The following is a 24,218-nucleotide window of genomic DNA, read 5'->3' on the forward strand; positions in this document are numbered from 1 at the left end:
ACGAGTCGAGGGCTTACTTGGCGGTCAGGCCGAAGTCGGTGGCGAGCTGCTTGTAGTTGGCCACTTTCTGCTTGACGCTCTCGGTGAGGCGCTCGCCCGTCAGGTTGTACGGGAACAGACCGCGCTCGGTGCGCAGCTTGTCGAACTCGGGCGATGCCTGCAGCTTCTCGAACGCGGCGACCCACCACTTGTACTCGGCGTCGGACACCTTCGGCCCCATGTAGAAGCCGCGCGTGATGGTCCAGTCGACGTTGTAGCCCTGCTCGATAGCGGTCGGGATGCCGGCCAGATCACCCGGCAGACGCTCGGGGGCGAGGATGGCGAGCACGCGAATGCGGCCGCCCTTGAGGTGCCCCTGCACTTCGGAGGCGTCGCCCGAATAGGCATGCACGTGGCCGCCCATCAGCGCGGTGATGGCTTCGCCACCGCCCTCGAAGGCGACATAGCGCATCGACTTCGGATCGACACCGGCCTCGCGCGCGATCAGCGCGGATTTCATCCAGTCCTGGCTGCCCACCGAACCGCCGGCGCCGAACACCACCTTCGACGGGGTCTTGCGGGTCGCTTCGATCAAGTCCTTCAGGCTCTGGTAGGGCGAGTCGGCACGCACGATGATGGCGCCGTAGTCGGCCCCCACCGCAGCCAGCCATTTGACGTCATCTTCGGTGTACTTGCCGAACTTGCCGATCGCCAGATTCAGGAAGGAGCCGCCCGAGTAGGCGATGATGGTGCCACCCTCGTCGGGGCGGTTGGCGATGACCGTGTTGTAGGCCACCGCACCGATGCCGCCGGGCATGTAGGTGACGCGCATCGGCGCGTCGAGCAGCTTGGCGTCCTGCAGGCCGCTCTGCGCCAGCTTGCAGGTCAGGTCGAAACCACCGCCCGGCTTGGCCGGGGCGATGCATTCGGGTTTTTCGGGGGCTGCGTAGGCGGTGCCCAGGACCAGGGTGGCGGCGAGGGCAATCAGGGACTTGGTGCGCATGTCGGTCTCCTCCGTATGGATGTTGTGTTGTCAGTCAAGGCCGCAACGGCCGATGACGTGGGAGGGACGATACGGAGGCGCGCTTTCGAATTCCTTTCAGCCCCGGCGCCGCGCAGGCAGGGCCCCGGGGGCGGTTCGGCCTATTCGGGCAGGGGGATGAATTCGGTCTCGTCGCCCGGCACCTTGGGAAAGCGGCCGGCCTTCCAGTCGTCCTTGGCCGCTTCGATGCGTGCCTTGCGGCTGGAGACGAAGTTCCACTCGATGAAGCGCGGGCCGAGGGGTTCGCCGCCGATGATGACGATGCGCGATTCGGCCGTCGCCTCCAGCACCACGCCGGCCACATCGGCGAACACCGCCATCGAATGTTCGGCGATGGCCGTGCCGCGCGCCGTCAGGCCGCCTTGCGCCACATACACGGCGCGCTCCTCGGCCTCGGGCAGGGCAAGCGTCTGGCCTGGCTGCAGCTGCGCCTCCACGTACAGCGTCCGCGCAAAGGTGCGCACCGGCGAGATGCGGCCGAAGGCCGTGCCCATCATCACCCGCACCGGCACGCCATCGACCACGGTGGCGGGGATGTCGGCCGCCGCGTAGTGGTGGAAGGCGGGGGCGATCTCCTCGTCGGCCTCGGGCAGGGCGAGCCACAGCTGCAGGCCGTGCAGGCGATGCGCCGAGGCGGTCACCTCCGGCCGCTCGCGTTCCGAGTGCACGATGCCGCGGCCGGCCACCATCAGGTTGATGTCGCCGGGGCGGATGGTCTGTTCGCTGCCGAGCGAGTCGCGGTGCAGGATCTCGCCCTCGAACAGGTAGGTGACGGTGGCCAGGTTCACATGCGGATGCGGTCGCACGTTGATGCCCTTGCCGGCCGGGAGCTCGGCCGGCCCCATGTGATCGAAGAAGATCCACGGGCCGACCATCTTGTGCTGCGCGTTCGGCAGGGTGCGGCGTACCGAGAAGCCGCCCAGGTCCTTGTCGCGCGGGCGAATGATGAGTTCGATCGCGGCGCAGCCGTCCACCGCCGCGCAGTCCTGTTCCAGTCCGGCCAGATTGCTCATGACGTCCTCCTGTTGTGCGTTTTGTCCTATTCCGGGGCGGGGTCTGTCTGAGTCAGACGCCATCGCCGCCGACCGGTTCAGCCCACGGCGCCCCAGGTGCCGCCTTGGGCAAAAAAACGACAGTCGGCCGAGCGCGCCGTGCGTTTTTGTCTTGATGCTGGATAATTATCCCGACTTCCCAACCCCGCCGAGATCGACGCGTGACCCGCCCCGACACCCCCGCCCCGCGACTGACTTTTCTACGATTGCTCGGCATCGCCGTGTTCATCGTGGTGTTGGTGACGCTGGTGGCCGGCGGCATGCTGGTGGTGCATGAACTGCGCTACTCGAGGCTCCAGGCGCGCGAGATTTCGCGCTTCGCCCAGACGCTCGACTACACCTTCCAAGCCGGGTCGAGCAATGCCGTGCGCTATCCGACCCACGGCCCCTTCGACCAGCGGCTGGGTTACACCGAATTGCCGCGTTTTGCCGAGCGCCTGCAGGCGCGCGGCTATGCGCTGATCGGGCAGACGCGCTTTTCGGATGCGCTGCTCGATTACACCGAGCGCGGTTTCTTCCCGCCCTACGCCGAAAAGAGCCAGGCCGGCTTCGTGCTGGATGGCTGCCGGGGCGAGCCGCTGTATCGCTTTCGCTACCCCTACCATGGCTATGCCGACTTCGCGTCGGTGCCCGACCGGATCGCCCAGTCGCTGCTCTTCATCGAAAACCGCGATCTGCTCGATCCGTCGCGCCCGATGCTGAATCCGGCCGTGGACTGGGCGCGCTTCACCCGCGCCGCCATCGGCCAACTCGGCCGCATGGTGGATGTCGACCTCGATACCCCCGGCGGCAGCACGCTGGCCACGCAGATCGAGAAGTATCGCCATTCGCCCGACGGCATCACCCTGAATGCACGGGAGAAGTTGCGCCAGATGGTGTCGGCCGCGGTGCGCGCCTATCGCAACGGCGAGAACACCTTGCCGCTGCGCCGCCAGCTGGTGCTCGACTATCTCAACACCGTGCCACTGTCCGCGGCGCCGGGCTATGGCGAGGTCAATGGCTTGGGCGACGGTTTGTGGGTGTGGTTCGGCGCCGATGTCGGCCGCGTCAACGCACTCCTGGCCGAGGCGGACGGCGAGGGCGACCAGCTGGCGGCGCAAGGGCTGGCGCTGCGCCAGGTGGTGGCGCTGATGATCGCCCATCGCCGCCCCTCGTATTACCTCGCCCGCGGACGCGCGGAACTGGCGCAGCTGGCCGACAGCTACCTGCGCCTGCTGGCCGAAGGCGGCATCATTTCGCCCAGGCTGAGCGCCGCGGCGCAGTCGCAGAAGCTGGCGTTCCGCGACCTGACGGCCAACCCGGCCCTGCGTCCGGTCGACAGCGGCAAGGGCACCGACGCGGTGCGCCAGCGCGTGGCGGGCATGCTCGACACCTCGCTGTATGGGCTCGACCGCCTCGATGTGGCGGTGCAAAGCACCTTCAACCGCGATCTGCAGCGCGCCGTCAGCGACTACCTCGCGCGCCTGGGCGATGCCGATTTCGCGGCCGAGCAGGGGCTGATCGGCGAGCGCATGCTCGGCCCGACCTCGCTCGGCGCGGTGCGCTACAGCTTCAACCTGGTCGAGCGTGCGCCCGGCGGCAACCGCATCCGGGTGCAGACCGACACCACCGACCAACCGCTCGACATCAACGAAGGCAGCAAGCTCGAGCTCGGCTCGACCGCCAAGCTACGGGTGCTGACCACCTATCTCGAGATCGTCGCCGAGCTGCATGCGCGCTATGCACCGCTCGCCCCGGAGGCCTTGCGCGAGGTCGTGCTGTCGCGCCGCGACAGCCTCAGCCGCTGGGCGGTCGACTACCTCGCAGGCGACGCCGATCGCGCGCTGTCGGCGATGCTCGAGGCCGCGCTCGAAAGACGGTTTTCCGCCAATCCCAACGAGCGCTTCTTCACCGGCGGCGGCTTGCACACCTTCGGCAACTTCAGCCGCAAGGACGACGACCGCACGCCCACCGTGCGCGAAGCGCTGCAGGCCTCGATCAATCTGCCCTTCGTGCGCCTGATGGACGAACTGGTGCGCTATTCGATGTACCAGGTGCCGGGCAGTACCGCGCAACTGCTCGAAGACAGCGAAGATCCGCGCCGGGCCGAGTACCTGGCGCGTTTCGCCGATCGCGAGGGGCGGGTGTTCCTGCGCCGCTTCTGGCGCAAGTATCACGGGCGCACGCCCGAGGAGATGCGCGCGCTGCTGCTCGACGGCCTGCGCCCGAGCGCCGACCGGCTGGCCACGGTGTTCCGCTATCTCGACCCGGCGGCGCCGCCGGCGGCGCTGGCCGAGTTCCTCGGCGAACGGCTGGGCGACTCGCAGATGTCGGAGGCGCGCATCGCCCAGCTCTACGAGCGCCATGCCCCGGAGGCCTTCGATCTGCCCGATCGTGGCTACATCGCGCGGCTGCATCCGCTCGAACTGTGGCTGGTCGGCTATCGCACCGCGCATCCGGAGGCGACACTGGGCGAGACGCTGGAGGCCAGCGAAGACGAGCGCCAGGCGGTGTATCGCTGGCTGTTCCGTACGCGCTTCAAGCACGCGCAGGACGTGCGCATCGACACCATGCTCGAGGTCGAGGCCTTTCTCGATATCCACCGCCGCTGGGTGCGCGTGGGCTATCCCTTCGATCACCTGGTGCCCTCGCTGGCCACCGCACTGGGCAGCTCCGGCGACCGGCCGGCGGCGCTGGCCGAGTTGATGGGCATCATCATGAACAACGGCGTGCGCCTGCCCACGGCGCGGGTCGAGCGCCTGCGCTTTGCCGTCGATACGCCCTACGAGATGCATTTCGCGCGGCGTCCGACCGAGGGCGAGCAGGTGATGGCGCCCGAGGTGGCGGCGGCCTTGCGCAACGCGCTGTCGGAGGTGGTCGAGAGCGGCACCGCACGGCGTCTGGCCGGCGCCTTCCAGCTGGCCGACGGCACGGTGCTGACCCTCGGCGGCAAGACCGGCACCGGCGACAACCGCATCGTGCTCGCCGGCGATCGCAGCGGCCCGGCGCTCAACCGCACGGCCACCTTCGTCTTCTACCTCGGCCCGCGCCACTACGGCACGCTCACCGCCTATGTGCTCGGCCCCAACGCCGCCGGCTATCGCTTCACCTCGGCGCTGCCGGTGCAGATCCTCAAGTCGATGGGGCCGGTACTGCTGCCCTACCTGGAGCCCGACGCGGCCTGCGGCGTCGGCGCCGGTTCGCCGAGCGCGCCGGCGCACTGAGCGGGTTACCACTTTCGCGATGAGCCGTTCGCACGACGGGCGATCCGTGCCGGTTTTCGTTCGCCCCTCGCACCGGTGCCTGCCGGCGGCGGACGCGCCCATCGGCCGCTAAGTCTTTCGACGTATCGACCGATTGTGTGACGCCTGTGTGTGCGGTCACATCTTTGTAATGTTGCTGACAAATAATGGCGCCGCTCGAAGGGGAAACGGGCGGTGCCGGAGACGGACCGCTTCGACCTCACCTCGATGATGAACCGCGATCGACCGGCATCCGTCGGCATCCGGCATGTATTCAACAGGAGATTTTCGATGAAAAAGGCGGCTCTCGCCCTTGCTGTTCTCTCTGCTGCAGCTACCAGCCCGGTGTTTGCACAGTCTTCACGTGATTACATCAGCATCGTCGGTTCGTCGACGGTGTATCCGTTTGCCACGGTGGTGGCCGAGCAGTTTGGCAAGGCCACCAAGTTCAAGACCCCGAAAATCGAATCCACCGGTTCGGGCGGCGGCATCAAGCTGTTCTGCGCCGGCGTCGGCGTGCAGCATCCGGACATCACCAACGCTTCGCGCGCCATCAAGAAGTCCGAACTCGAGCAGTGCGCCGCCAATGGCGTGAAGGAAGTGGTCGAGGTCAAGATCGGTTATGACGGCCTGTCGGTTGCCGAGAGCAAGAAAGGCAAGGAGATGCAGCTGACCCGCCGCGACCTGTTCCTGGCGCTGGCCAAGCAGGTGCCGAACCCGAACGGCACGCAGACCCTGGTCGACAACCCCTACAAGACCTGGAAGGACGTCAATGCCGCGCTGCCGGCCGTGAAGATCGAAGTGCTCGGCCCGCCGCCGACCTCCGGCACGCGCGACGCCTTCGTCGAGCTGGTGATGGATCACGGTTGCGAGAGCTTCGATTTCATCAAGGCCATGAAGAAGGCCGACAAGAAGGCCTTCAAGGCCACCTGCCAGACCATTCGTGAAGACGGCGCCTATGTCGAGGCCGGCGAGAACGACAACCTGATCGTGCAGAAGCTCGACGCCAACCCGTCGGCGCTGGGCATCTTCGGCTTCAGCTTCCTCGACCAGAACCGCGACAAGGTCCGCGGCCTGGCCATCGAGGGCGTGCAGCCGGAATTCGAAACCATCTCGAACGGCAGCTACCCGGTTTCCCGTCCGCTGTTCTTCTATGTGAAGAAAGCCCATGTGGAAGTGATCCCGGGCATGAAGGAGTTCATCGATGAATTCCTCAGCAAGAAGGCCATGGGTAATGAAGGCTATCTGGCCGAGCGCGGCCTGATTCCGCTGCCCAAGGACGAGTACGCGGCAGTGGCCAAAAGCGTCAAGGCCATGGAAGCGATGAAGTAAGGTAGCATCCGCGGGCCCGCGACCTCGTCGCTGGCCCGCGGTTTTCCTCACGTTGTCAATGGCTGATCGTTCCCCGTGACCCAGACTCCCGTACTCCTCGTCCTGTTGCTGGCATTGGCCTCTGCCGCCTACTACTTTGGCTGCAAGCGCGCCTTCCGCGTGGCCGACGGCAGAATCCGCAACCTGCACTCGCTGCCCGGCTACTACGGCCTGTATGTGGCGCTGTGGGCGGCCTTGCCGGCCTTGTTGGTGCTCGGCGTGTGGCTGGCACTGCAGGGCTCGATGATCACCCGCATGGTGGTGGCGTCGCTGCCCGAGCCGATTCAGCAACTCGGCCCCGACCGCCTGAACCTGGTCATCAACGACATCCGAAACCTGGTGTCGGGCAACATCGTCTCCGGCGAGCCGGATGCCCCGACGCTCGCGGCCGCCGAGTATTACCGCAGTCTGCTCGGGACCAGCCGCGGCCTGTTGTTCGTGGTGGTGTTGAGCGTGGCCGGCCTGGGGGGCTGGTTCGGCTATTCGAAGATCCGCCCACAGCATCGCGCCCGCAATGGCGTCGAGCGCATCGTCAATGGCGTGCTGATCGCCTGTTCGACGGTCGCCATCCTCACCACCGTCGGCATCGTGCTGTCGGTGCTGTTCGAGTCGATCCGCTTCTTCCAGGCGGTACCGATCACCGAATTCCTCTTCGGCCTGGAGTGGAGCCCGCAGATCGCGCTGCGTGCCGACCAGGCCGGCTCTTCCGGTGCGTTCGGCGCGGTGCCGCTGTTTGCCGGCACCTTGCTGATCACCCTGATCGCCATGACCGTCGCCGTGCCGATCGGCCTGATGTCGGCGATCTACCTGTCCGAATACGCCAGCGCCCATGTACGGGCGATTGCCAAGCCGCTGCTCGAAGTGCTGGCCGGCATCCCCACCGTGGTCTATGGCTTCTTTGCCGCGCTGACCGTGGCGCCGTTCATCCGCGATTCGGGCAGTATCCTGGGCCTCGACGTGGCCTCCGAAAGTGCGTTGGCGGCCGGTCTGGTGATGGGCATGATGATCATCCCCTTCGTCTCCTCGCTGTCCGACGATGTCATCAACTCGGTGCCGCAATCGCTGCGCGACGGGGCCTACGGCATGGGGGCGACGTCGTCCGAAACCATCCGCCGGGTGATCTTCCCGGCGGCGCTGCCGGGCATCGTCGGCGCCGTCCTGCTGGCCGTCTCGCGTGCCATCGGCGAGACCATGATCGTGGTGATGGCCGCCGGCCTGGCCTCCAATCTCACCGCCAACCCGCTCGAAGCGGTGACCACCGTCACGGTGCAGATCGTCACCCTGCTGGTCGGCGACCAGGAATTCGACAGTCCGAAGACGCTGGCGGCCTTCGCTCTCGGACTGGTGTTGTTCATCGTGACCCTGGCGCTCAACTTCGTGGCGCTCTACATCGTTCGCAAGTATCGGGAACAGTATGACTAATCCGACCAAGGCCTCGACCGAAGGCGCTTCCAGCTTCGCGCGCGTGCAGGCGGGCATGGCCCGTCGCCGCGCGGCCGAGCGCCGCTTCAAGCTGCTGGGCCGGGCGGCGGTGGGCATCGGCCTGCTGTTTCTCGCCGTGTTGCTGACCAGCATCGTCAGCCGGGGCTACACCGCCTTCTGGCAAACCGAGATGCGCCTCGACGTGGTGCTGGTCGCCGACGAGATCGACCCCGAAGGCACCCGCCTGGTCGATACCCTGCACAAGGCCGACTACTCGGCGCTGATCAAGCAGAGCCTGCGCGACATGTTCCCCGAGGTGTCGAGCCGGCGCGATCGTTTCGCGCTCTACGGCCTGGTCAGCAACGGCGCCGCCTTCGACCTGCGCGACCGCGTCATGGCCGATCCGTCACTGATCGGCACCACCGTCTCGTTGTGGGTGCCGGCCGACGACGATGTCGACATGCTGATGAAGGGCCATATCGATCGCGAGGGGCCGGAGGCCGACCGCCGCATCAAGGACACCACGCTGGGCTGGATCGATCAGCTCGAGGCCGACGGGCGTCTGGCGCTGCGCTTCAATACCGCCTTTTTCACCAAGGGCGACTCGCGCGACCCCGAACTGGCCGGTATCCGCGGCGCGCTGATGGGCACCATCTTCACCCTGGTGGTGACGCTGGCGCTGTCCTTCCCGCTGGGGGTGGCCGCGGCGGTGTATCTGGAAGAGTTCGCGCCGAAAAACCGCTGGACCGACCTGATCGAGGTGAACATCAACAACCTCGCCGCGGTGCCCTCCATCGTCTTCGGCCTGCTCGGTCTGGCGGTGTTCATCAACGTGTTCGGGTTGCCACGTTCGGCGCCGCTGCTCGGTGGCCTGGTGCTGACGCTGATGACGCTGCCGACCATCATCATCGCCAGCCGGGCGGCGCTCAAATCGGTGCCGCCGTCGATCCGCGATGCGGCGCTGGGCATCGGCGCCTCGCCGATGCAGGCCACGCTGTTCCATGTGATTCCGCTGGCGCTGCCCGGCATGCTGACCGGCACCATCATCGGCATGGCCCAGGCGCTGGGCGAAACCGCGCCGCTCTTGATGATCGGCATGGTGGCCTTCATCGCCGACGTGCCCCAGGGCGTGTTCGATCCCGCGACCGCATTGCCGGTGCAGATCTACCTGTGGGCCGACAGCCCGGAGCGCGCCTTCGTCGAGCGGACCTCGGCGGCCATCATGGTGTTGCTGGCTTTCCTGGCGCTGATGAACCTGGTGGCGGTGTTGCTGCGCAAACGTTTTGAGCGGCGCTGGTAAGCGTCGGCCGTTAGAATATTCCGAATCGAGGTTAACCATGAGCACCCAAGGACAAGCAATGGCGTTCAAGCTGGATGCTGAACCGGTCGACACCCAGAAGCCCACCGTGGGCCGCGACGTGCGCGAGACCGTCGGCGAAGTGCGGGTGGCCGATCCGCGCGTTCGCTGCACCGATGTGAATGTCCACTACGGTGACAAGCACGCGATCAAGAACATCAGCCTGGATGTGGGCAAAGGCGAGGTGCTGGCCATGATCGGCCCCTCGGGCTGCGGCAAGAGCACTTTCCTGCGCTGCCTCAACCGCATGAACGACACCGTGCGCGAGTGCCGCGTGACCGGCGAGATCCTGCTCGACGGCGAGGACATCAACGCCTCGCACATCGACGTGGTGCCGCTGCGCGCCCGGGTGGCGATGGTGTTCCAGAAGCCGAACCCGTTCCCCAAGTCGATCTACGAAAACGTCGCCTTCGGCCCGCGCATCCACGGCCTGTGCAACAGCAAGTCGGATCTGGACGTGGTCGTCGAGAGCAGCCTGCGCAAGGCCAACCTGTGGGACGAGGTCAAGGACCGGCTCGACGATGTCGGCACCGGGCTGTCGGGCGGCCAGCAGCAGCGCCTGTGCATCGCCCGCGCGATTGCCATCGAACCGGAGGTGATTCTGATGGACGAGCCGTGCTCGGCGCTGGACCCGATCTCCACCGCCAAGGTCGAGCAACTCATCGAGGAGCTGCGCCAGCAGTTCTCGATCGTCATCGTCACCCACTCGATGCAGCAGGCCGCCCGCGTGTCGCAGCGCACGGCTTACTTCCACATGGGCGACCTGATCGAGGTGAGCGAAACCGACCGCCTCTTCATCAAGCCGCGCCACCAGCTGACCGAAGACTACATCACCGGCCGTTTCGGCTGAGGCTTGACGCCTGCCGCGGCGACGGCGCCGCGGCATGCATCTGCTTTTCCAGATCGGCGAACAGCTTGTCGTAGATGTCGATCACGGCCTGCCGTTCGCGGTTGTCGCGGGTCCATCGGCGCGCCGCGACAATGCGCTGCGCTTCGCGCTCGCTGTCGGACAGCGTTTGCAGTTCGCTCGTTTCTCCGCGGATGATCAGGTCGGCATCGGCGCGGGCCTTTTGCGCCTGCGAAACCACGCTCATGGCCGTATGCATGGTCCGCGCCCCCTGGCCGGTGGTGGCGGACAGCCCGCCCACCTGGGTGGCCGATTCCGCCGCACTGGCCAGTTGCTGACCGAAGGCGCCGGCGGTGTCCTTGGCGTCCGAGACGGCGCCGGTCAGTACCGCGATCTGGCCGGTGGCATCTTCCATCGATTCGCTCATCGCGCCGATGGCGCGGGCGATCTCTTCGGCCGACTTCTGCGCCTGATCGGCCAGCTGGCGGACCTCGTCGGCCACCACCGCAAAGCCACGACCGGCCTGGCCGGCACGGGCGGCTTCGATCGACGCGTTGAGGGCGAGCAGATTGGTCTGCTTGGCAATGTGGTCGATGTTGCCGGTCAGCCCACGGATGGCGTCCGCCTTCTGAGACAGCTCGGTGAGGGCTTGCGCGCCGCCGGCCGCGCGGGTGTTGGCGTCGCCCAGCGCGTGCGACATGCGTTCGGCTCCTTGGGCCATCTCGCGCGCCGATTCGGAAAAGGTGTTGGCCAGCTGCTCGGCGCGTTCGGCATCGTCACAGACCGTGCCGAGTGTGGTGTTGACCTGCTCGATGGCCAGCGACAGACCGTGTTCGGAGCGCTGGAAAATGCGTGACAGCAAGGCTTCGCGGGCGATCGACACCTGGGCGCCATCGAGCGTGTCGAGCATGCTCTGCATCTGGTCGAGCACCCGCTTGAACAGGCCGTGCAGGCCCACGGTCTGGAGCCGGCGCCAGGTCCGCTGATTGGCGTTGGCGTCCATGGCGCCGAGGATTTCGCGAAAGGCGGTCTCGGTCTGGTCGAGGGCGGAGTTCAGGTGTCGGCGCATGGTCTCGAGGGTCGGATCGGCCAGCGTCCGCGGCAGGCGTTCGGTCAGCGATCCTTGCGCGATCTGGCCCAGCAGCGCCGCCAGCGCGTCGAGGTCGCCATGGCGCTGGCCGCTGGGCCACAGCACGGCGACGGCGGCCAGCACGGCCAGCGCCGCGGCCAGCCACGGTTGCCAGAAGCCGGCGACGGCAGCACCCAGGGCGAGGGCGACTACGATCCAGCGGCGGTCACAGCGCGAAAACAAGTTCTTCATAGCTCATGTCCTTTTCCTTGAGCACGCTCAGCAGGACGTCGGTGCCCGCCGCGATGGCGTCGCGGGCGCCGGCTTTCTTCTCTGCATCGCGCATCAGGCGGTAGACCGCGGCAACGGTGTCGACCGCCTTGCGTGATGGGCAGCGGCGTACCGAGGTGTAGCCGGTGATGCGGCCGGTGGTGTCGACATCGGGCGTGATGTGCGCCAGCACCCAGTAGAAGCCGCCGTCCTTGGACATGTTCTTTACATAGGCGAAGAATTCCTTGCCCGCCGCGATGGTGTCCCACGCCAGCTTGAAAGCGGCGCGGGGCATGTCGGGATGGCGGATGATGTTGTGCTGCACGCCGAGCAGTTCGTCTTCGGCATAGCCGGAGAATTCGACGAAGATCGGATTGCAGTAGGTGATGATGCCTTTGGGGTTGGTCTTGGAGACGATGAAGTCGTCGTCCCGCATGACCCGCTCGACGCTGGTGGGGGTGATCTCTCTTTTCATGTGCTTCTTCCGTGGGGCACATGAAGGCTAGCGGCATCGCCGCCAGCGTCTTGAGCGTTCCGACCCTGCCGTTTGTCGTGGCGGCGGCACGCCGGTCGGCGTGCCGCGCCCGTCACTTGAGCGAGGGCTTGGCGACCAGCATCTCGAGCAAGGCCTGTTGCGCTGGGTGGCGCGGGCCGCGCGGTGTTTTGCGGCGATAGTCGCCGTCGGAGTGCATTTCCCAGGCGTTGCAGTTGTCGTTGAGATAGACGCGCAAGCCTTCCTTCATGACCCGGCGCTTGAGGCGCGGGTCGAGGATCGGGAAGGCGGTCTCGATGCGGCGGAAGAAGTTGCGGTCCATCCAGTCGGCGCTCGACAGATACAGCGTGTCCTTGCCGTCGGCATGGAAGTAGAAGATGCGGTGGTGCTCGAGGAAGCGGCCGATGATCGAGCGCACGTGGATGTTGTCCGACAGCCCCGGCACCCCGGGGCGCAGCGCGCAGGGGCCACGGATGATCAGATCCACCTCGACGCCGGCCTGCGAGGCCTCGTACAGCGCCAGGATGGTTTCCGATTCGAGCAGGGCGTTCATCTTGGCCATGATGCGGCCCTTGCGGCCGGCGCGGGCGATCTCGGTCTCGGCACGGATGTGGGCGATCACGTTGGCATGCAGGGCGAAGGGCGCCTGCCACAGGTGGGTGAGCGTCGAGGCCTTGCCCAGGCCGGTGATCTGCTTGAACAGCGCGGCCACGTCCTCGCCGATTTCGGGGTTGGCGGTGAGCAGGCCGAAGTCGGTGTAGAAGCGCGTGGTGCGCGGGTGGTAGTTGCCGGTGCCCAGGTGCATGTAGCGGCGCAGGCCGTCGGCCTCGCGGCGGATCAGCATCAGCAGCTTGGCATGTGTCTTGTAGCCGAACACGCCATACACCACATGCGCGCCGACCTCTTCGAGCCGGGCCGCCCAGCCGATGTTGGCCTCTTCGTCGAAGCGGGCCATGAGTTCGAGCACTACCGTCACTTCCTTGCCCTTTTGCGCGGCGCGCATCAGGTGCTCCATCAGCACCGAGTCGGTGCCGGTGCGGTATACGGTCATCTTGACCGCCAGCACGTCCGGGTCGTCGGCCGCCGCCTTGATCAGCTCGATCACCGGCGTGAAGCTCTCGAACGGGTGGTGGAGCAGGATGTCCTGCTTGCGGATGGCGGCGAAGACGTCGGGCGAGGTGCCACCGAAACCGGCCGGCAGGCTCGGTTTGAAGGGGCGGAAGGTGAGGTCCGGGCGGTCGACGCTGTCGGGCAGCTGCATCAGGCGCACCAGGTTGACGATGCCCGGCGTGCGGTACAGATCCTTTTCCGTCAGGCCGAACTGGGTGAGCAGGAAGCGCTCCATGCTCTTCGAGCAGTTGTCGGCCACTTCGAGGCGCACCGAATCGCCGAAGTGGCGCTGCTGCAGTTCGCCCTTGAGCGCGCTGCGCAGGTTGGTGACTTCTTCTTCGTCCACGAACAGGTCGGAGTTGCGCGTGACGCGAAACTGGTAGCAGCCGAGCACTGCCATGCCGGGGAAGAGCTTGTCCACATGCGCATGCAGGATCGAGGACAGGAACATGAACGCATAGTCCTGCCCGGAGATTTCCTTGGGCATGCGGATGATGCGCGGCAGGGCGCGCGGCGCCTGGACGATCGCGGTGTTGGTGTCGCGGCCGAAGGCGTCGAGGCCGTCGAGTTCGACAGCGAAATTCAGACTCTTGTTGAGCACCCGCGGAAAGGGATGGGCCGGGTCCAGGCCGATCGGGGTGAGCACCGGCGCCACCTCGCGCTCGAAGTAGTCGGCCACCCAGGCCTGCTGGGCCTCGGTCAGCGCCTCGCGCTTGAGCAGGGCGATGCCTTCCTTTTCGAGCGAGGGGAGGATCTCCTCGTTGAGCAGCCGGTACTGCTCCTCGATGATGCCGTGCACCACCGTGCTGACCTGGTCGAGCAACTCGTGCGGGGTCAGACCGTCCTCGGCGTCGGGCGCGCGCAGGCCCTGGCGGATCTTCTCCTTGATGCCGCCGACCCGGATCTCGAAGAACTCATCCAGATTGCTCGACACGATGCACAAAAAGCGCAGCCGCTCGAGCAGCGGCACGCTGGTGTCGGCGGCCTGGGCGAGCACGCGCTGCTGGAATTGCAGCAAGGACAGCTCGCGGTTGATGAAGGTGATCTGGGGGAGGTCGTCGGGGTTCATGGCGGGGCGTGGGCGCGAAGCAACGAAAGAACGAGAGTCTTTGACATTCATATTACATCCCGATGACAAAACGCCAAGCGGCCGACTAGGACGGCGGCGCACCGCGTCGGTGCTAGAATCCGGGGCGTCCCATGCCTCTACCGGTCACAACCCGGTTACATCATGCCTAATGAATTGATCGCGGCCATCGATCTGGGTTCCAATAGTTTTCGCCTTCAGGTCGGGCGCATCGTCAATGATCAGATTTATCCGCTCGACGGGCTCAAGGAGCCGGTCCGGCTGGCTGCCGGCCTGTCGCCGGAGAAATACCTCGATTCGGCGGCCCAGGCCCGCGGCACCATGGCGCTGAGCCGTTTTCGCGAGCGCCTGGCCGGCTTCAAGTCCTCGCAGGTGCGGGCGGTGGCGACCAACACCTTGCGGGTGGCCAAAAACGCGCCGGAGTTCCTGATTCGTGCCGAGGCGGCGTTGGGTTTTCCGATCGAAGTCATCGCCGGTCGCGAAGAGGCCCGCCTGATCTACATCGGCGTGGCCCACTCGCTGGCCGATCCGCAGCGCCAGCAGCTGGTGGTCGACATCGGCGGCGGCTCCACCGAGTTCGTCATCGGCCGGGCCTTCGAGCCGCTGCAGCTCGAATCGCTGTACATGGGCTGTGTCAGTTTCAGCATGCGCTATTTCCCCGACGGGCGGATCGACCGGCGCGGCTTCAACGACGCCGACCTGGCTGCCCAGCGCGAGCTGCAGACCATCGTGCTGCCGTTCACCGAAGTCGGCTGGGAGCTGGCGGTGGGCTCCAGCGGCACCGCCAAGTCGCTCAGCGACATCCTGCGCAGCAACGGCTACACCGATGGCCGGCTCACGCTGACCGGGCTGGAGAAGCTGCGCACCGAGCTCATCAAGGCAGGGCATCTGGACAAGCTCTCGCTCGGCGGCATCAAGGCCGATCGCCTGCCAGTGCTGCCCGGCGGGCTGGCGATCATGATCGCCGTGCTCAAGGCCTTCAAGCTCAAGGAAGTGGCCTTCTCCGAGGGCGCGCTGCGCCTCGGCGTGCTCTACGATCTGCTCGGCCGCTACCACCACCACGATCTGCGCGACGCCACGGTGCAGGCCTTTGCAAGCCGTTACCAGATCGACCGCAAACAGGCCGACCGCGTTGCCGACACCGCCGGCTACCTCTTCGGCCAACTCGATCCGGCCGTGTCCGAGGATGATCTCGACCGGCGCTATCTGCAATGGGCCGCCTTGCTGCACGAGATCGGCATTTCGGTGGCGCATTCGAGCTACCACAAGCACAGCGCCTATATTCTCGGCAATGCCGACATGCCGGGCTTCTCGCGCATGGACCAGGCGCGCCTGGCCCGCCTGGTGCTCGCCCATCGCGGCAAACTGGCGCGTATCGCCAGCCTCGATCCGGCCAGCAGCGACTGGCTGCTGATCGCTTGCCTGCGCCTGGCGGTGGTCTTCCACCGGGCCCGCGATGCGCGCGGCCGCCCGCCGGTCGGCATCCAGCGCAAGGGCAGCGGCTTTGCCGTGACGGCCGACAAGGCCTGGCTCGACTCGCTTCCGCTGACCGCCGCGATGCTCGCCGACGAGGTGGCGCAGTGGTCGGCACTGGGGCATCCGCTCACGGTCACGGCCCGCGCCGGGTTCGCGCTGACGGTCTGACCTGCACCATGACCGACGCCATCCACCCGCCCGCGTTGCGTGTGACGGACGATATGGCGTGCCCGTCGGGCGATTGGACGCTGATCGCCCTGACGCCCCGGATGGCGAGCCTGCGCCGGGCCCTGGCCGATGCCGGGGCCACCCGCTGGGATCTGTCCGAACTGACCCGCCTCGACAGTTTCGGTGCGCTCCTGCTATGGCGCGCCTGGGGCCATCGCCGCCCCGATCAACTGATGCTACCGCCTGCTTTCGACGCCCAGTTTGCCCGGCTGGATGCCCTGGGCGACGCGCCGGTGCCGCCGCACCCGCGCTTCGGGCCGCTCGACGCGCTGGCGGCCTTGGGCGTGGCGGCCCTGTCGCTGGTGCAGCATGTCGGCGATTTCCTGGCGCTGATCGGTCGGCTCGCCCTCGATGGCCTGCGTCTGCTGACACAGCCGCGGCAGTGGCCGATCAAGGAGTTCTCGGCCAACCTGTTCAAGGTCGGCGTCAAGGCCATGCCGGTCAGCGCTCTGGTCGGTTTTCTGATCGGGGTCGTGCTCTCCTATCTCTCGGCGCTGCAACTCAAGGCCTTCGGTGCCGATATCTTCATCGTCAACATTCTCGGCCTCGGGGTCATCCGCGAACTCGGGCCGGTGCTCGTGTCGGTGCTGGTGGCCGGGCGGTCGGGCTCTGCCATGACGGCGCAACTCGGTGTGATGCGGGTCACCGAAGAGGTCGATGCGCTGTCGGTGATGGGCATCTCGCGCTATGTGCGCCTAGTGCTGCCGAAGGTCATGGCCTTGTCGGTGGCCATGCCGCTGCTGGTGCTGTGGACCTCGGCGGTGGCGCTGCTCGGCGGCATGATGTCGGCCGAACTGCAGCTTGGCCTGAGCTACGGCTTCTTCATCGAGACCCTGCCCAAGGTGGTGCCGCCGGCCAACCTGTTCATCGCACTCGGCAAGGGCGCCGTGTTCGGCTTCCTGATCGCGCTGGTGGCCTGCCACTTCGGCCTGCGCGTCAAACCCAACACCGAAAGCTTGAGCGCCAACACCACCGCCTCGGTGGTCAGCTCGATCACCCTGGTGATCCTCGTGGACGCCGTGTTCGCCATCGCCACCCGCTCGATCGGGGTGCCGGTATGAGCGCACCCGCCCGGCCGCCCGAAGGGTGCGCGAACCTCCCTTGGGGAGGATGTCGCGTCAGCGACAGGAGGGTCGTCGAATGAGCGCACCCGCCCGGCCGCCCGAAGGGTGCGCGAACCTCCCTTGGGGAAGATGTCGCGTCAGCGACAGGAGGGTAGTCGAATGAGCGCGCCCGCCCGGCCGCCCGTCGTCAGCCTGCGCGGCGTCAGCACCCGCTTCGGCACGAACTGGGTGCACAAGGGCGTGAACCTGGACATTCCGCCCGGCGAGGTGGTGTCGCTGGTGGGTGGTTCGGGCAGCGGCAAAACAACGCTGCTGCGCCAGATGGTGGGGCTGCTCACGCCGAGCGAAGGCGAGGTGCGCCTGTTCGGCGAGCCGCTGTTCGCCGGCAGCCGCGAGGCGCAGCGACAGCGCCGCCGGCGCTTTGCCATGTGCTTTCAGGGCGGGGCGCTGTTTTCGGCCTTTACCGTTTATGACAACATTGCCTTTCCGCTGCGCGAGGCGGGGATCGCCAGCGAGGCGGAAATCCGCGATTTGGTGGGGCTCAAGCTGGCGATGGTCGAGCTGCAGCCGAGCCATGCGGCGCTGATGCCGGCGGAGCTGTCGGGCGGCATGATCAAGCGCGTGGCGCTGGCCCGTGCGCTGGCGCTGGAGCCGGAGTTGCTGCTGCTCGACGAGCCGACGGCCGGGCTGGACCCCACGCGCAGCGCTTCGTTCGTCGCGTTGATCCGCGATCTGCAGCAGCAGCTGGGGCTGACGGTGGTCCTCGTCACCCATGATCTCGATACGCTGGCGGCCTTGTCGTCGAAGGTGGCGGTGCTGGCCGAGCAGCATATTCTGGCCTTCGATACGCTGGAAGCGGTGATGCAGATCGAGCATCCTTTCATCCGCGAATTTTTCCTCAGCGAGCGCAGCGTACGCGCGCTCGCCCGGGGGCAGGGGAGTTAGTCATGGAGAATCGCGCGCATGCCATCCTGGCGGGGCTGTTCGTCCTCTTGCTCGGTGCTGCGACGGTATCGGCGATCTGGTGGTTTTCCGGCGAGCGCGAAGCGACCCGCACGCTGGAGCTGGTCAGCCGCGGCAGCATCACCGGGCTCAACCTGCAGGCGGCGGTGCGCTACCGGGGCATTTCGGCCGGCCGGGTAGAGTCGATCACCATCGACCCCCAGGACCCGCAGAACATCCTGGTGCGGGTCAGCCTGCGGGCCGATCTGCCGGTGACCGAGGGCACGACCGCCTCGCTGGGCTACCAGGGCGTGACCGGCCTGGCCTTCATCCAGCTCGACGACAAGGGCTCCGACCCGCGGCCGCTGGAAGGTGAGGGCGGCAATCCGCCGCGCATCGCGCTGTCCTCGGGCCTGCTCGACGAGTTGTCGACGGTGGCGGTGCAGGCGCTGGCGCAGTTTCGCAAGATCGCCGCGCAGGTCGAACGCGCTTTCGACGACGAGACCATCCAACGTGTCGAGCGCACCATGGATCGCCTGGAGTCGGCCGTCAATGGCATGGACGAGACCTTCAGCGCGGCACCGCGGGTGCTGGCCGAGGCACGCAGCTTTTTGACGCCGGAGAACCGGCGCAACCTCAGTGTCGGCCTCGGTCATCTGGCCGAGGCCTCGGCGCAGACCGGCCCGACCATGGTGGAGCTGCGCAATTTGCTGGTCAGCCTGAAATCGGTCAGCGAGCATATCGACCAGACCGCCGTGGCCACCGGCGACGGCCTGCTCAACGGCACCTTGCCGCGGCTCAATGGCTTGATGAAGGAATTGACCGTCACCTCCCAGCGGCTGACGCGGCTGATCGAGGAGGTGGACGCCACGCCGCAGATGCTGCTGATCGGCCGCGGCGCCCAGGCGCCGGGCCCCGGCGAAGAAGGCTTTGCGGCGCCCACGGCACGCTGATCGACAGGAGAGATGCGAATGACTCGATTCACAGGGCTGGCCGCGGCGCTCATGCTGGCCGCGCTCGGCGGCTGCGGCTCCTTTGGCGTGATTCCCGAACCCTTTTCGATCTACGACATCGGCCCGCAGGGGAACGCGCCGGTGGCGGTGGCGGTGCCGCTGGCGGATATCGAGGTGGTGTCGCCTTCGTGGCTGTCGTCCTCGGCGATGCAGTACCGCTTGGTGCCGGAGCACGCGCTCGAGCGCCGCGCCTACACCAACAGCCGCTGGGCCGGCATGCCCTCGGAGATGGTGCGCATCGTGGTGGGCCGGGTGATCCAGGCCAAGCCGGCCAGCAACGGCTCGGGCTGCCGCCTGCGGGTGAATGTGGATGAGTTCATCCAGCGCTTCGACTCGGTCAGCACCAGTGCCGCCGTGATCGAACTGCGGGCCAGCCTGCTGGCGCCGCGTACCGACGCCTTGCTGGCCCAGGAAGCCTTCGAGGTCGAGGTGCCGGCACCGAGCGCCGACGCCGCCGGCGGTGTCGTCGCCATGCGCGCCGGGGTCAATCAGCTGGCGACCGCCACCGCGCGCTGGCTCGGCGCGCTGGGGGAGGGGCCGGCCGGCGACGACAGTATCCGTGCCCGGTGCTCGCGCTGATCGCGCGCGCCAGCGGCATTCACCATCCATTGTCTGCGGGAGAATTCCATGAGCACCACGTCGAGTCCGTATGCCCAGGATCTGGCACGCTGTGAGGCCAACTATGTGCCGCTCACGCCGCTGAGCTTCCTGACGCGCAGCGCCAGCGTCTATCCGGACCGCGTTGCCGTCATCCACGGCGCGCGCCGCTACACCTGGTCCCAGATGGCCGAACGCTGCCGCCGGCTGGGCTCGGCGCTCAAGGCGCAGGGGGTGGGCAAGGGCGATACGGTGGCGGTGGTGCTCAACAACACGCCCGAGATGCTCGAAGCGCACTTTGCGGTGCCTGGCATCGGCGCTGTGCTCAACACCATCAACACCCGGCTCGATGCCGACGTGGTGGCCTTCATCCTCAACCATGGCGAAGCCCGGGTGCTGATCACCGACCGCGAATACGCGCCGGCGATGCGTCAGGCGGTCGAGCGGGCCGCACGGCCGGATCTGAAGATCATCGATGTGGACGATCCGGAGTACCTCGGGCCGGGCGAGCGCATCGGCGATATCGACTACGAGCGCTTCATCGCCGGGGGTGATCCGGCCGCGCCTCTGGAGATGCCGGCCGACGAATGGGACGCCATCTCGCTCAACTACACCTCCGGTACCACCGGCGACCCGAAAGGCGTGGTCTATCACCATCGCGGCGCCTACCTCAACGCGCTGTCGAACATCGTGTCCTGGGGCATGCCGCCGCATGCGGTGTATCTGTGGACGCTGCCGATGTTCCACTGCAACGGCTGGTGCTTTCCGTGGACCATGGCGGCCAATGCCGGCGTGAACGTGTGCCTGCGCAAGGTCGATCCGGCGCTGATCTTCGAGGCCATCCGCCAGCATGGCGTGACGCACTACTGCGGCGCGCCGATCGTCCATTCGATGCTGGTCAATGCACCGGCGGCGATGCGTGCGGGCATCGACCACCAACTCCATGGCCTGGTCGCCGCGGCGCCGCCGCCGGCCTCGATGATCGAAGGCATGGCCAACATCGGCATCTCGCTGACCCATGTCTATGGCCTGACCGAAACCTACGGCCCGGCCGCGGTGTGCGCCAAGCACGATCACTGGACCGATCTGCCGATCGCCGAGCAAGTGGCGCTCAACGGCCGGCAGGGCGTGACCTACCACGCCCAGGAAGGCATCGAGGTGATGGACCCGGAGACCATGACGCCGGTGCCGCGCGACGGCCAGACCATGGGCGAGATCATGTTCCGCGGCAACCTGGTGATGAAGGGCTACCTCAAGAACCCCAAGGCGACCACCGAAGCCTTGCGCGGCGGCTGGTTCCACACCGGCGATCTGGCGGTGATGCAGCCGGACGGCTACGTCAAGATCAAGGACCGCTCCAAGGACATCATCATCTCCGGTGGCGAGAACATCTCGTCGATCGAGGTCGAGGAGGCGCTCTACAAGCATCCGGCGGTGATGGCGGTGGCCGTGGTGGCGGCGCCGGACGACAAGTGGGGCGAAGTGCCGGCCGCCTTCGTCGAGCTGCGCGAGGGCGCCGACGTGAGCGAGGCCGATCTGGTGGCTCACTGCCGGGCCCATCTGGCCGGCTTCAAGCTGCCCAAGAAGATCATCTTCAGCGAGCTGCCCAAGACTTCGACCGGCAAGATCCAGAAGTTCGTGCTGCGCGAGTGCATGCGCTCGACCGACGCGATCGACTGATCCATACGCTACCGTCTGGTCAATCCTCCGGCCGCGCGCTACCATGAAGCGGGAGCTGCCCGCGCGTGCGGGCGGTCGTCATCACGCCGGACGTCCGCAGAGGCGCACCGGCACGGAGGAGGGAACTCATGAGCGCTGTACTCAACCAGGACGATAGCCCGATGGTGTTGCGCGAGGATCGCGACGGCATCGCCCGACTGACGCTGAACCGACCGGCGCAGTTCAATGCGCTGTCGGAAGCCATGCTCAATGCGCTGATCGCCGAACTCGACGCCATTGCCGCCGACCCCGCCGTGCGGGTCGTGGTGCTGGCCGGCGAGGGCAAGGCCTTCTGCGCCGGGCATGACCTCAAGGAGATGCGCGCCAACCACTCACTCGAATTCCAACAGGCCTTGTTCCGCCTGTGCGGCAAGCTGATGTGCAAGATCATCGCCATCCCGCAGCCGGTGATCGCACGGGTGCACAGCATCGCCACCGCAGCCGGCTGCCAGCTGGTGTCGATGTGCGACATGGCGGTGGCGGCCGAGGGCGCGCGCTTTGCCGTGTCGGGCATCAACGTCGGTCTGTTCTGCTCGACGCCCAGCGTCGGCCTGTCGCGCAACATCGGGCGCAAGGCCGCCTTCGAGATGCTGGTCACCGGTGATTTCATCGATGCCGCCGAGGCCCAGCGCCGTGGCCTGGTCAACCGAGTGGTGCCGCTCGACCAGCTCGACGACGAAGTGGCCAAGCTGGCGGCCTCGATCTGCGCCAAGTCTTCGGCGGCCATTGCCATGGGCAAGCAGCTCTTCTACCAGCAGCTCGAAATGGGCATCGAAGCGGCCTACCAGACGGCCGCCGAAACCATGGCCTGCAACATGATGACCGAGGATGCGGGCGAGGGCATCGACGCCTTCATCGCCAAGCGCAAGCCGGTCTGGAAGGGCCGCTGAGCCTACCCGCGAGGGTGCGATGCTGATCGACACCCATATCCATCTCGACGCCGACGAATTCTCCGCCGACCGCACTGCGCTGATCGATGCCGCGCGGGCGGCGGGGGTCGGGGCCTTCGTGGTTCCCGGCGTCACGGCCGACGGCTTCGATGCGCTCGACCGGCTGGCCGAGGCCCGACCCGAGGTGGCCCGCGCCTACGGGCTGCATCCCATGTATGTCGACCGGGCACGGCCGCAGGATCTCGACACGCTGGCCGAGCGTCTGGCGCACCCGGAGGTGGTCGCCGTCGGCGAGATCGGCCTCGACGGCTACATCACGTCCCCCACGCTGGAAGACCAGCTGCCCTGGTTCGAGGCGCAACTCGAACTGGCGCAACGCTTCGATCTGCCGGTGATCCTGCATGTGCGCCATGCCGTCGAGCCGATCATCCGGGCGCTCAAGCAGGTGCGCGTGCGCGGCGGCATCGCGCATGCCTTCAACGGTAGCCGGCAGCAGGCCGATACTTTGCTGACGATGGGGTTCAAACTGGGCTTCGGCGGGACGCTGACCTTCCCGGGCTCGCGCCGTATCCGTGCGCTGGCCGCAGAGCTTCCGAGCGAGGCAATCGTGCTGGAAACCGATGCGCCCGACATGTCGCCGCTGTGGGCGCGGGGGCAGCGCAACGAACCGGCCAATCTGGCGCGGATCGCGGAGGAGCTGGCGCGGTTGCGCGGCGAGTCGCTGGCGCAGGTGATCGCGGCCACCGAGGCCAATGCGCGCGCGGTGTTGCCGCGGCTCGGCCCCCTGATCGACCGCCTGGCGGCCTGATCAGCCGGGCATGGTATCGGTGGAGCGGGCGATCAGGCCGGCGATATCGTTCTTGAGTTCGGCCAAGTTGTCCGCATAGCGCTCGCAGAACATCAGCGAGACGCCGAACACATAGGCGTACAGCAACATGCTGCGGCTCGAGGCCTCGGCCATCGGGATGCCGCAGGCCAGGAACAATTCGCGCGCGCACTTGAGGCGCCAAGTGTCGACTTCCTCGACCACGGCTGCCGCCGTGTCGTCGCGGCGCGCCCAGTCGCGCACCGCCAGTTCGATCATCATGCCCTTGCGGCTGCGGCTCGCGCTGTAGACGTCGATCACATGGTGCAGCTGCTGCAGCTCCTGGCCCGGTGTGGCGCGGGTCTGCTTGACGATGTCCTGGATCCGCCCTTCCTTCCAGACATCGAGCACCGCCTGCAACAGATCGCGGCGATCCTTGAAGTGCCAGTAAAAACTGCCCTTGGTGACCTTCAGATGCTTGGCCAGCAGCTCCACCCGCAAGCCGGCCACGCCTTCGCGGGCCAGCAGGTCGGTGGCGGCCAGCACCCAGGCGGCACGGTCGAGTTGGGCGCGGGGTTTGGTCTTTGAGTTTTCCATACGGCGTAGTATTGACAAAATCGTGGTCCATACGCTACCGTACGGCCCATACTTTGGCGTATGGATATTTCGCGGGATCGGCCTGCCATGTCAAACCGGGCCCACGATGCCATAATGCTTGCAGGCACAAGCGGCCGTGCCGCTTTTCTGACGACAAGATAAGGAGGACAGCCTTGAAGATTCTGGTTCCCGTGAAACGGGTCGTTGATTACAACGTGAAGGTTCGGGTCAAGAGTGACGGCAGCGGTGTGGACATCGCCAACGTCAAGATGAGCATGAACCCCTTCGACGAGATCGCGGTGGAAGAGGCGGTGCGGCTCAAGGAAGCGGGCGTGGCCACCGAAGTGATCGCCGTGTCCTGCGGCGTGGCCCAGTGCCAGGAAACCCTGCGCACGGCGATGGCCATCGGGGCGGACCGCGGCATCCTCGTACAGACGGATGAAGAACTGCAGCCGCTGGCCGTGGCCAAGCTGCTCAAGACCCTGGTCGAGAAAGAAGGCCCGCAGCTGGTCATCCTCGGCAAGCAGGCGATCGACGACGACGCCAACCAGACCGGCCAGATGCTCG

Annotated in this window: 19 protein-coding genes and 1 pseudogene; 14 read left to right on the top strand and 6 right to left on the bottom strand. The window is 66.8% G+C overall.

From position 1 onward, the window contains the following. Positions 1 to 13: 13 nt before the first annotated feature. Positions 14 to 982, bottom strand: a complete 969-nt coding sequence (locus tag I8J34_RS12475; protein ID WP_214361736.1) for a Bug family tripartite tricarboxylate transporter substrate binding protein — start codon at positions 980 to 982, stop codon at positions 14 to 16. Positions 983 to 1,122: 140 nt separating this feature from the next. Continuing rightward, positions 1,123 to 2,034: a pirin family protein gene (locus I8J34_RS12480; protein ID WP_214361737.1), complete on the bottom strand. Its 912-nt coding sequence runs from the start codon at positions 2,032 to 2,034 to the stop codon at positions 1,123 to 1,125. A 299-nt stretch (positions 2,035 to 2,333) separates the two neighbouring features. On the opposite strand from I8J34_RS12480, the gene I8J34_RS12485 reads away from it, so the two are divergent. From I8J34_RS12485 to pstB, 5 genes are all read left to right on the top strand, one after another. Beyond that, positions 2,334 to 5,276, top strand: a complete 2,943-nt coding sequence (locus tag I8J34_RS12485; protein ID WP_214361762.1) for a transglycosylase domain-containing protein — start codon at positions 2,334 to 2,336, stop codon at positions 5,274 to 5,276. A gap of 309 nt (positions 5,277 to 5,585) precedes the next feature. Continuing rightward, the gene (locus I8J34_RS12490) at positions 5,586 to 6,626 is read left to right on the top strand and encodes a PstS family phosphate ABC transporter substrate-binding protein (protein ID WP_214361738.1); all 1,041 of its coding nucleotides are present in this window, start codon (positions 5,586 to 5,588) and stop codon (positions 6,624 to 6,626) included. 75 nt (positions 6,627 to 6,701) lie between these two features. Then, entirely contained in the window at positions 6,702 to 8,087 is a 1,386-nt protein-coding gene (gene pstC / locus I8J34_RS12495) for a phosphate ABC transporter permease subunit PstC (RefSeq protein WP_214361739.1), read from the top strand. Continuing rightward, on the top strand, positions 8,080 to 9,387 hold the full coding sequence (gene pstA / locus I8J34_RS12500) for a phosphate ABC transporter permease PstA (RefSeq protein ID WP_214361740.1): 1,308 nt from the start codon (positions 8,080 to 8,082) through the stop codon (positions 9,385 to 9,387). Before pstC ends, pstA begins: the two co-directional genes overlap by 8 nt. 139 nt (positions 9,388 to 9,526) lie before the next feature. Next, positions 9,527 to 10,294 carry a phosphate ABC transporter ATP-binding protein PstB gene (gene pstB, locus I8J34_RS12505; RefSeq protein ID WP_420883675.1) on the top strand — a complete coding sequence of 256 codons (768 nt, stop codon included), beginning with the start codon at positions 9,527 to 9,529 and terminating at the stop codon, positions 10,292 to 10,294. Here pstB and I8J34_RS25325 read toward each other — a convergent pair. The 3 genes and pseudogenes from I8J34_RS25325 to ppk1 form a co-directional block, all read right to left on the bottom strand. After that, a pseudogene (locus tag I8J34_RS25325) lies at positions 10,275 to 10,892 on the bottom strand (methyl-accepting chemotaxis protein); the annotation flags it as partial. The gene pstB and the pseudogene I8J34_RS25325 overlap by 20 nt on opposite strands. Before the next feature lie 694 nt (positions 10,893 to 11,586). Further along, on the bottom strand, positions 11,587 to 12,105 hold the full coding sequence (locus I8J34_RS12515; protein WP_214361743.1) for a PAS domain-containing protein: 519 nt from the start codon (positions 12,103 to 12,105) through the stop codon (positions 11,587 to 11,589). Between the two features lie 112 nt (positions 12,106 to 12,217). Beyond that, positions 12,218 to 14,302 (bottom strand): polyphosphate kinase 1, encoded by a 2,085-nt coding sequence (gene ppk1 / locus I8J34_RS12520; protein WP_214361744.1) that lies wholly within the window; start codon positions 14,300 to 14,302, stop codon positions 12,218 to 12,220. Positions 14,303 to 14,464: 162 nt separating this feature from the next. On the opposite strand from ppk1, the gene ppx reads away from it, so the two are divergent. The 8 genes from ppx to I8J34_RS12560 all read left to right on the top strand — a co-directional run bounded on the left by ppx (position 14,465) and on the right by I8J34_RS12560 (position 23,057). After that, positions 14,465 to 15,964, top strand: a complete 1,500-nt coding sequence (ppx, locus tag I8J34_RS12525; protein ID WP_214361745.1) for an exopolyphosphatase — start codon at positions 14,465 to 14,467, stop codon at positions 15,962 to 15,964. 8 nt (positions 15,965 to 15,972) lie between these two features. Next, positions 15,973 to 17,085, top strand: coding sequence for an ABC transporter permease (locus I8J34_RS12530; protein WP_214361746.1), 1,113 nt, complete (start codon positions 15,973 to 15,975; stop codon positions 17,083 to 17,085). A 162-nt stretch (positions 17,086 to 17,247) separates the two neighbouring features. Further along, positions 17,248 to 18,033 carry an ABC transporter ATP-binding protein gene (locus I8J34_RS12535; protein WP_214361747.1) on the top strand — a complete coding sequence of 262 codons (786 nt, stop codon included), beginning with the start codon at positions 17,248 to 17,250 and terminating at the stop codon, positions 18,031 to 18,033. Between the two features lie 2 nt (positions 18,034 to 18,035). Further along, positions 18,036 to 18,983 (top strand): MlaD family protein, encoded by a 948-nt coding sequence (locus tag I8J34_RS12540; RefSeq protein WP_214361748.1) that lies wholly within the window; start codon positions 18,036 to 18,038, stop codon positions 18,981 to 18,983. A gap of 18 nt (positions 18,984 to 19,001) precedes the next feature. Continuing rightward, positions 19,002 to 19,622 carry an ABC-type transport auxiliary lipoprotein family protein gene (locus tag I8J34_RS12545; RefSeq protein WP_214361749.1) on the top strand — a complete coding sequence of 207 codons (621 nt, stop codon included), beginning with the start codon at positions 19,002 to 19,004 and terminating at the stop codon, positions 19,620 to 19,622. A 48-nt stretch (positions 19,623 to 19,670) separates the two neighbouring features. Continuing rightward, positions 19,671 to 21,320 carry an acyl-CoA synthetase gene (locus I8J34_RS12550; RefSeq protein ID WP_214361750.1) on the top strand — a complete coding sequence of 550 codons (1,650 nt, stop codon included), beginning with the start codon at positions 19,671 to 19,673 and terminating at the stop codon, positions 21,318 to 21,320. Between the two features lie 128 nt (positions 21,321 to 21,448). Continuing rightward, positions 21,449 to 22,249, top strand: coding sequence for an enoyl-CoA hydratase (locus I8J34_RS12555; RefSeq protein ID WP_214361751.1), 801 nt, complete (start codon positions 21,449 to 21,451; stop codon positions 22,247 to 22,249). Positions 22,250 to 22,268: 19 nt separating this feature from the next. Then, positions 22,269 to 23,057: a TatD family hydrolase gene (locus I8J34_RS12560; protein ID WP_214361752.1), complete on the top strand. Its 789-nt coding sequence runs from the start codon at positions 22,269 to 22,271 to the stop codon at positions 23,055 to 23,057. On the opposite strand, the gene I8J34_RS12565 is transcribed toward I8J34_RS12560, so the two are convergent. Beyond that, positions 23,058 to 23,651 (bottom strand): TetR/AcrR family transcriptional regulator, encoded by a 594-nt coding sequence (locus tag I8J34_RS12565; RefSeq protein ID WP_214361753.1) that lies wholly within the window; start codon positions 23,649 to 23,651, stop codon positions 23,058 to 23,060. A gap of 173 nt (positions 23,652 to 23,824) precedes the next feature. On the opposite strand from I8J34_RS12565, the gene I8J34_RS12570 reads away from it, so the two are divergent. Continuing rightward, positions 23,825 to 24,218 (top strand): electron transfer flavoprotein subunit beta/FixA family protein (locus I8J34_RS12570; protein WP_214361754.1); only part of this gene is annotated, 394 nt, incomplete at its 3' end.

Source organism: Denitromonas iodatirespirans, from assembly GCF_018524365.1.
In the GTDB taxonomy this organism is placed as follows: domain Bacteria; phylum Pseudomonadota; class Gammaproteobacteria; order Burkholderiales; family Rhodocyclaceae; genus Nitrogeniibacter; species Nitrogeniibacter iodatirespirans.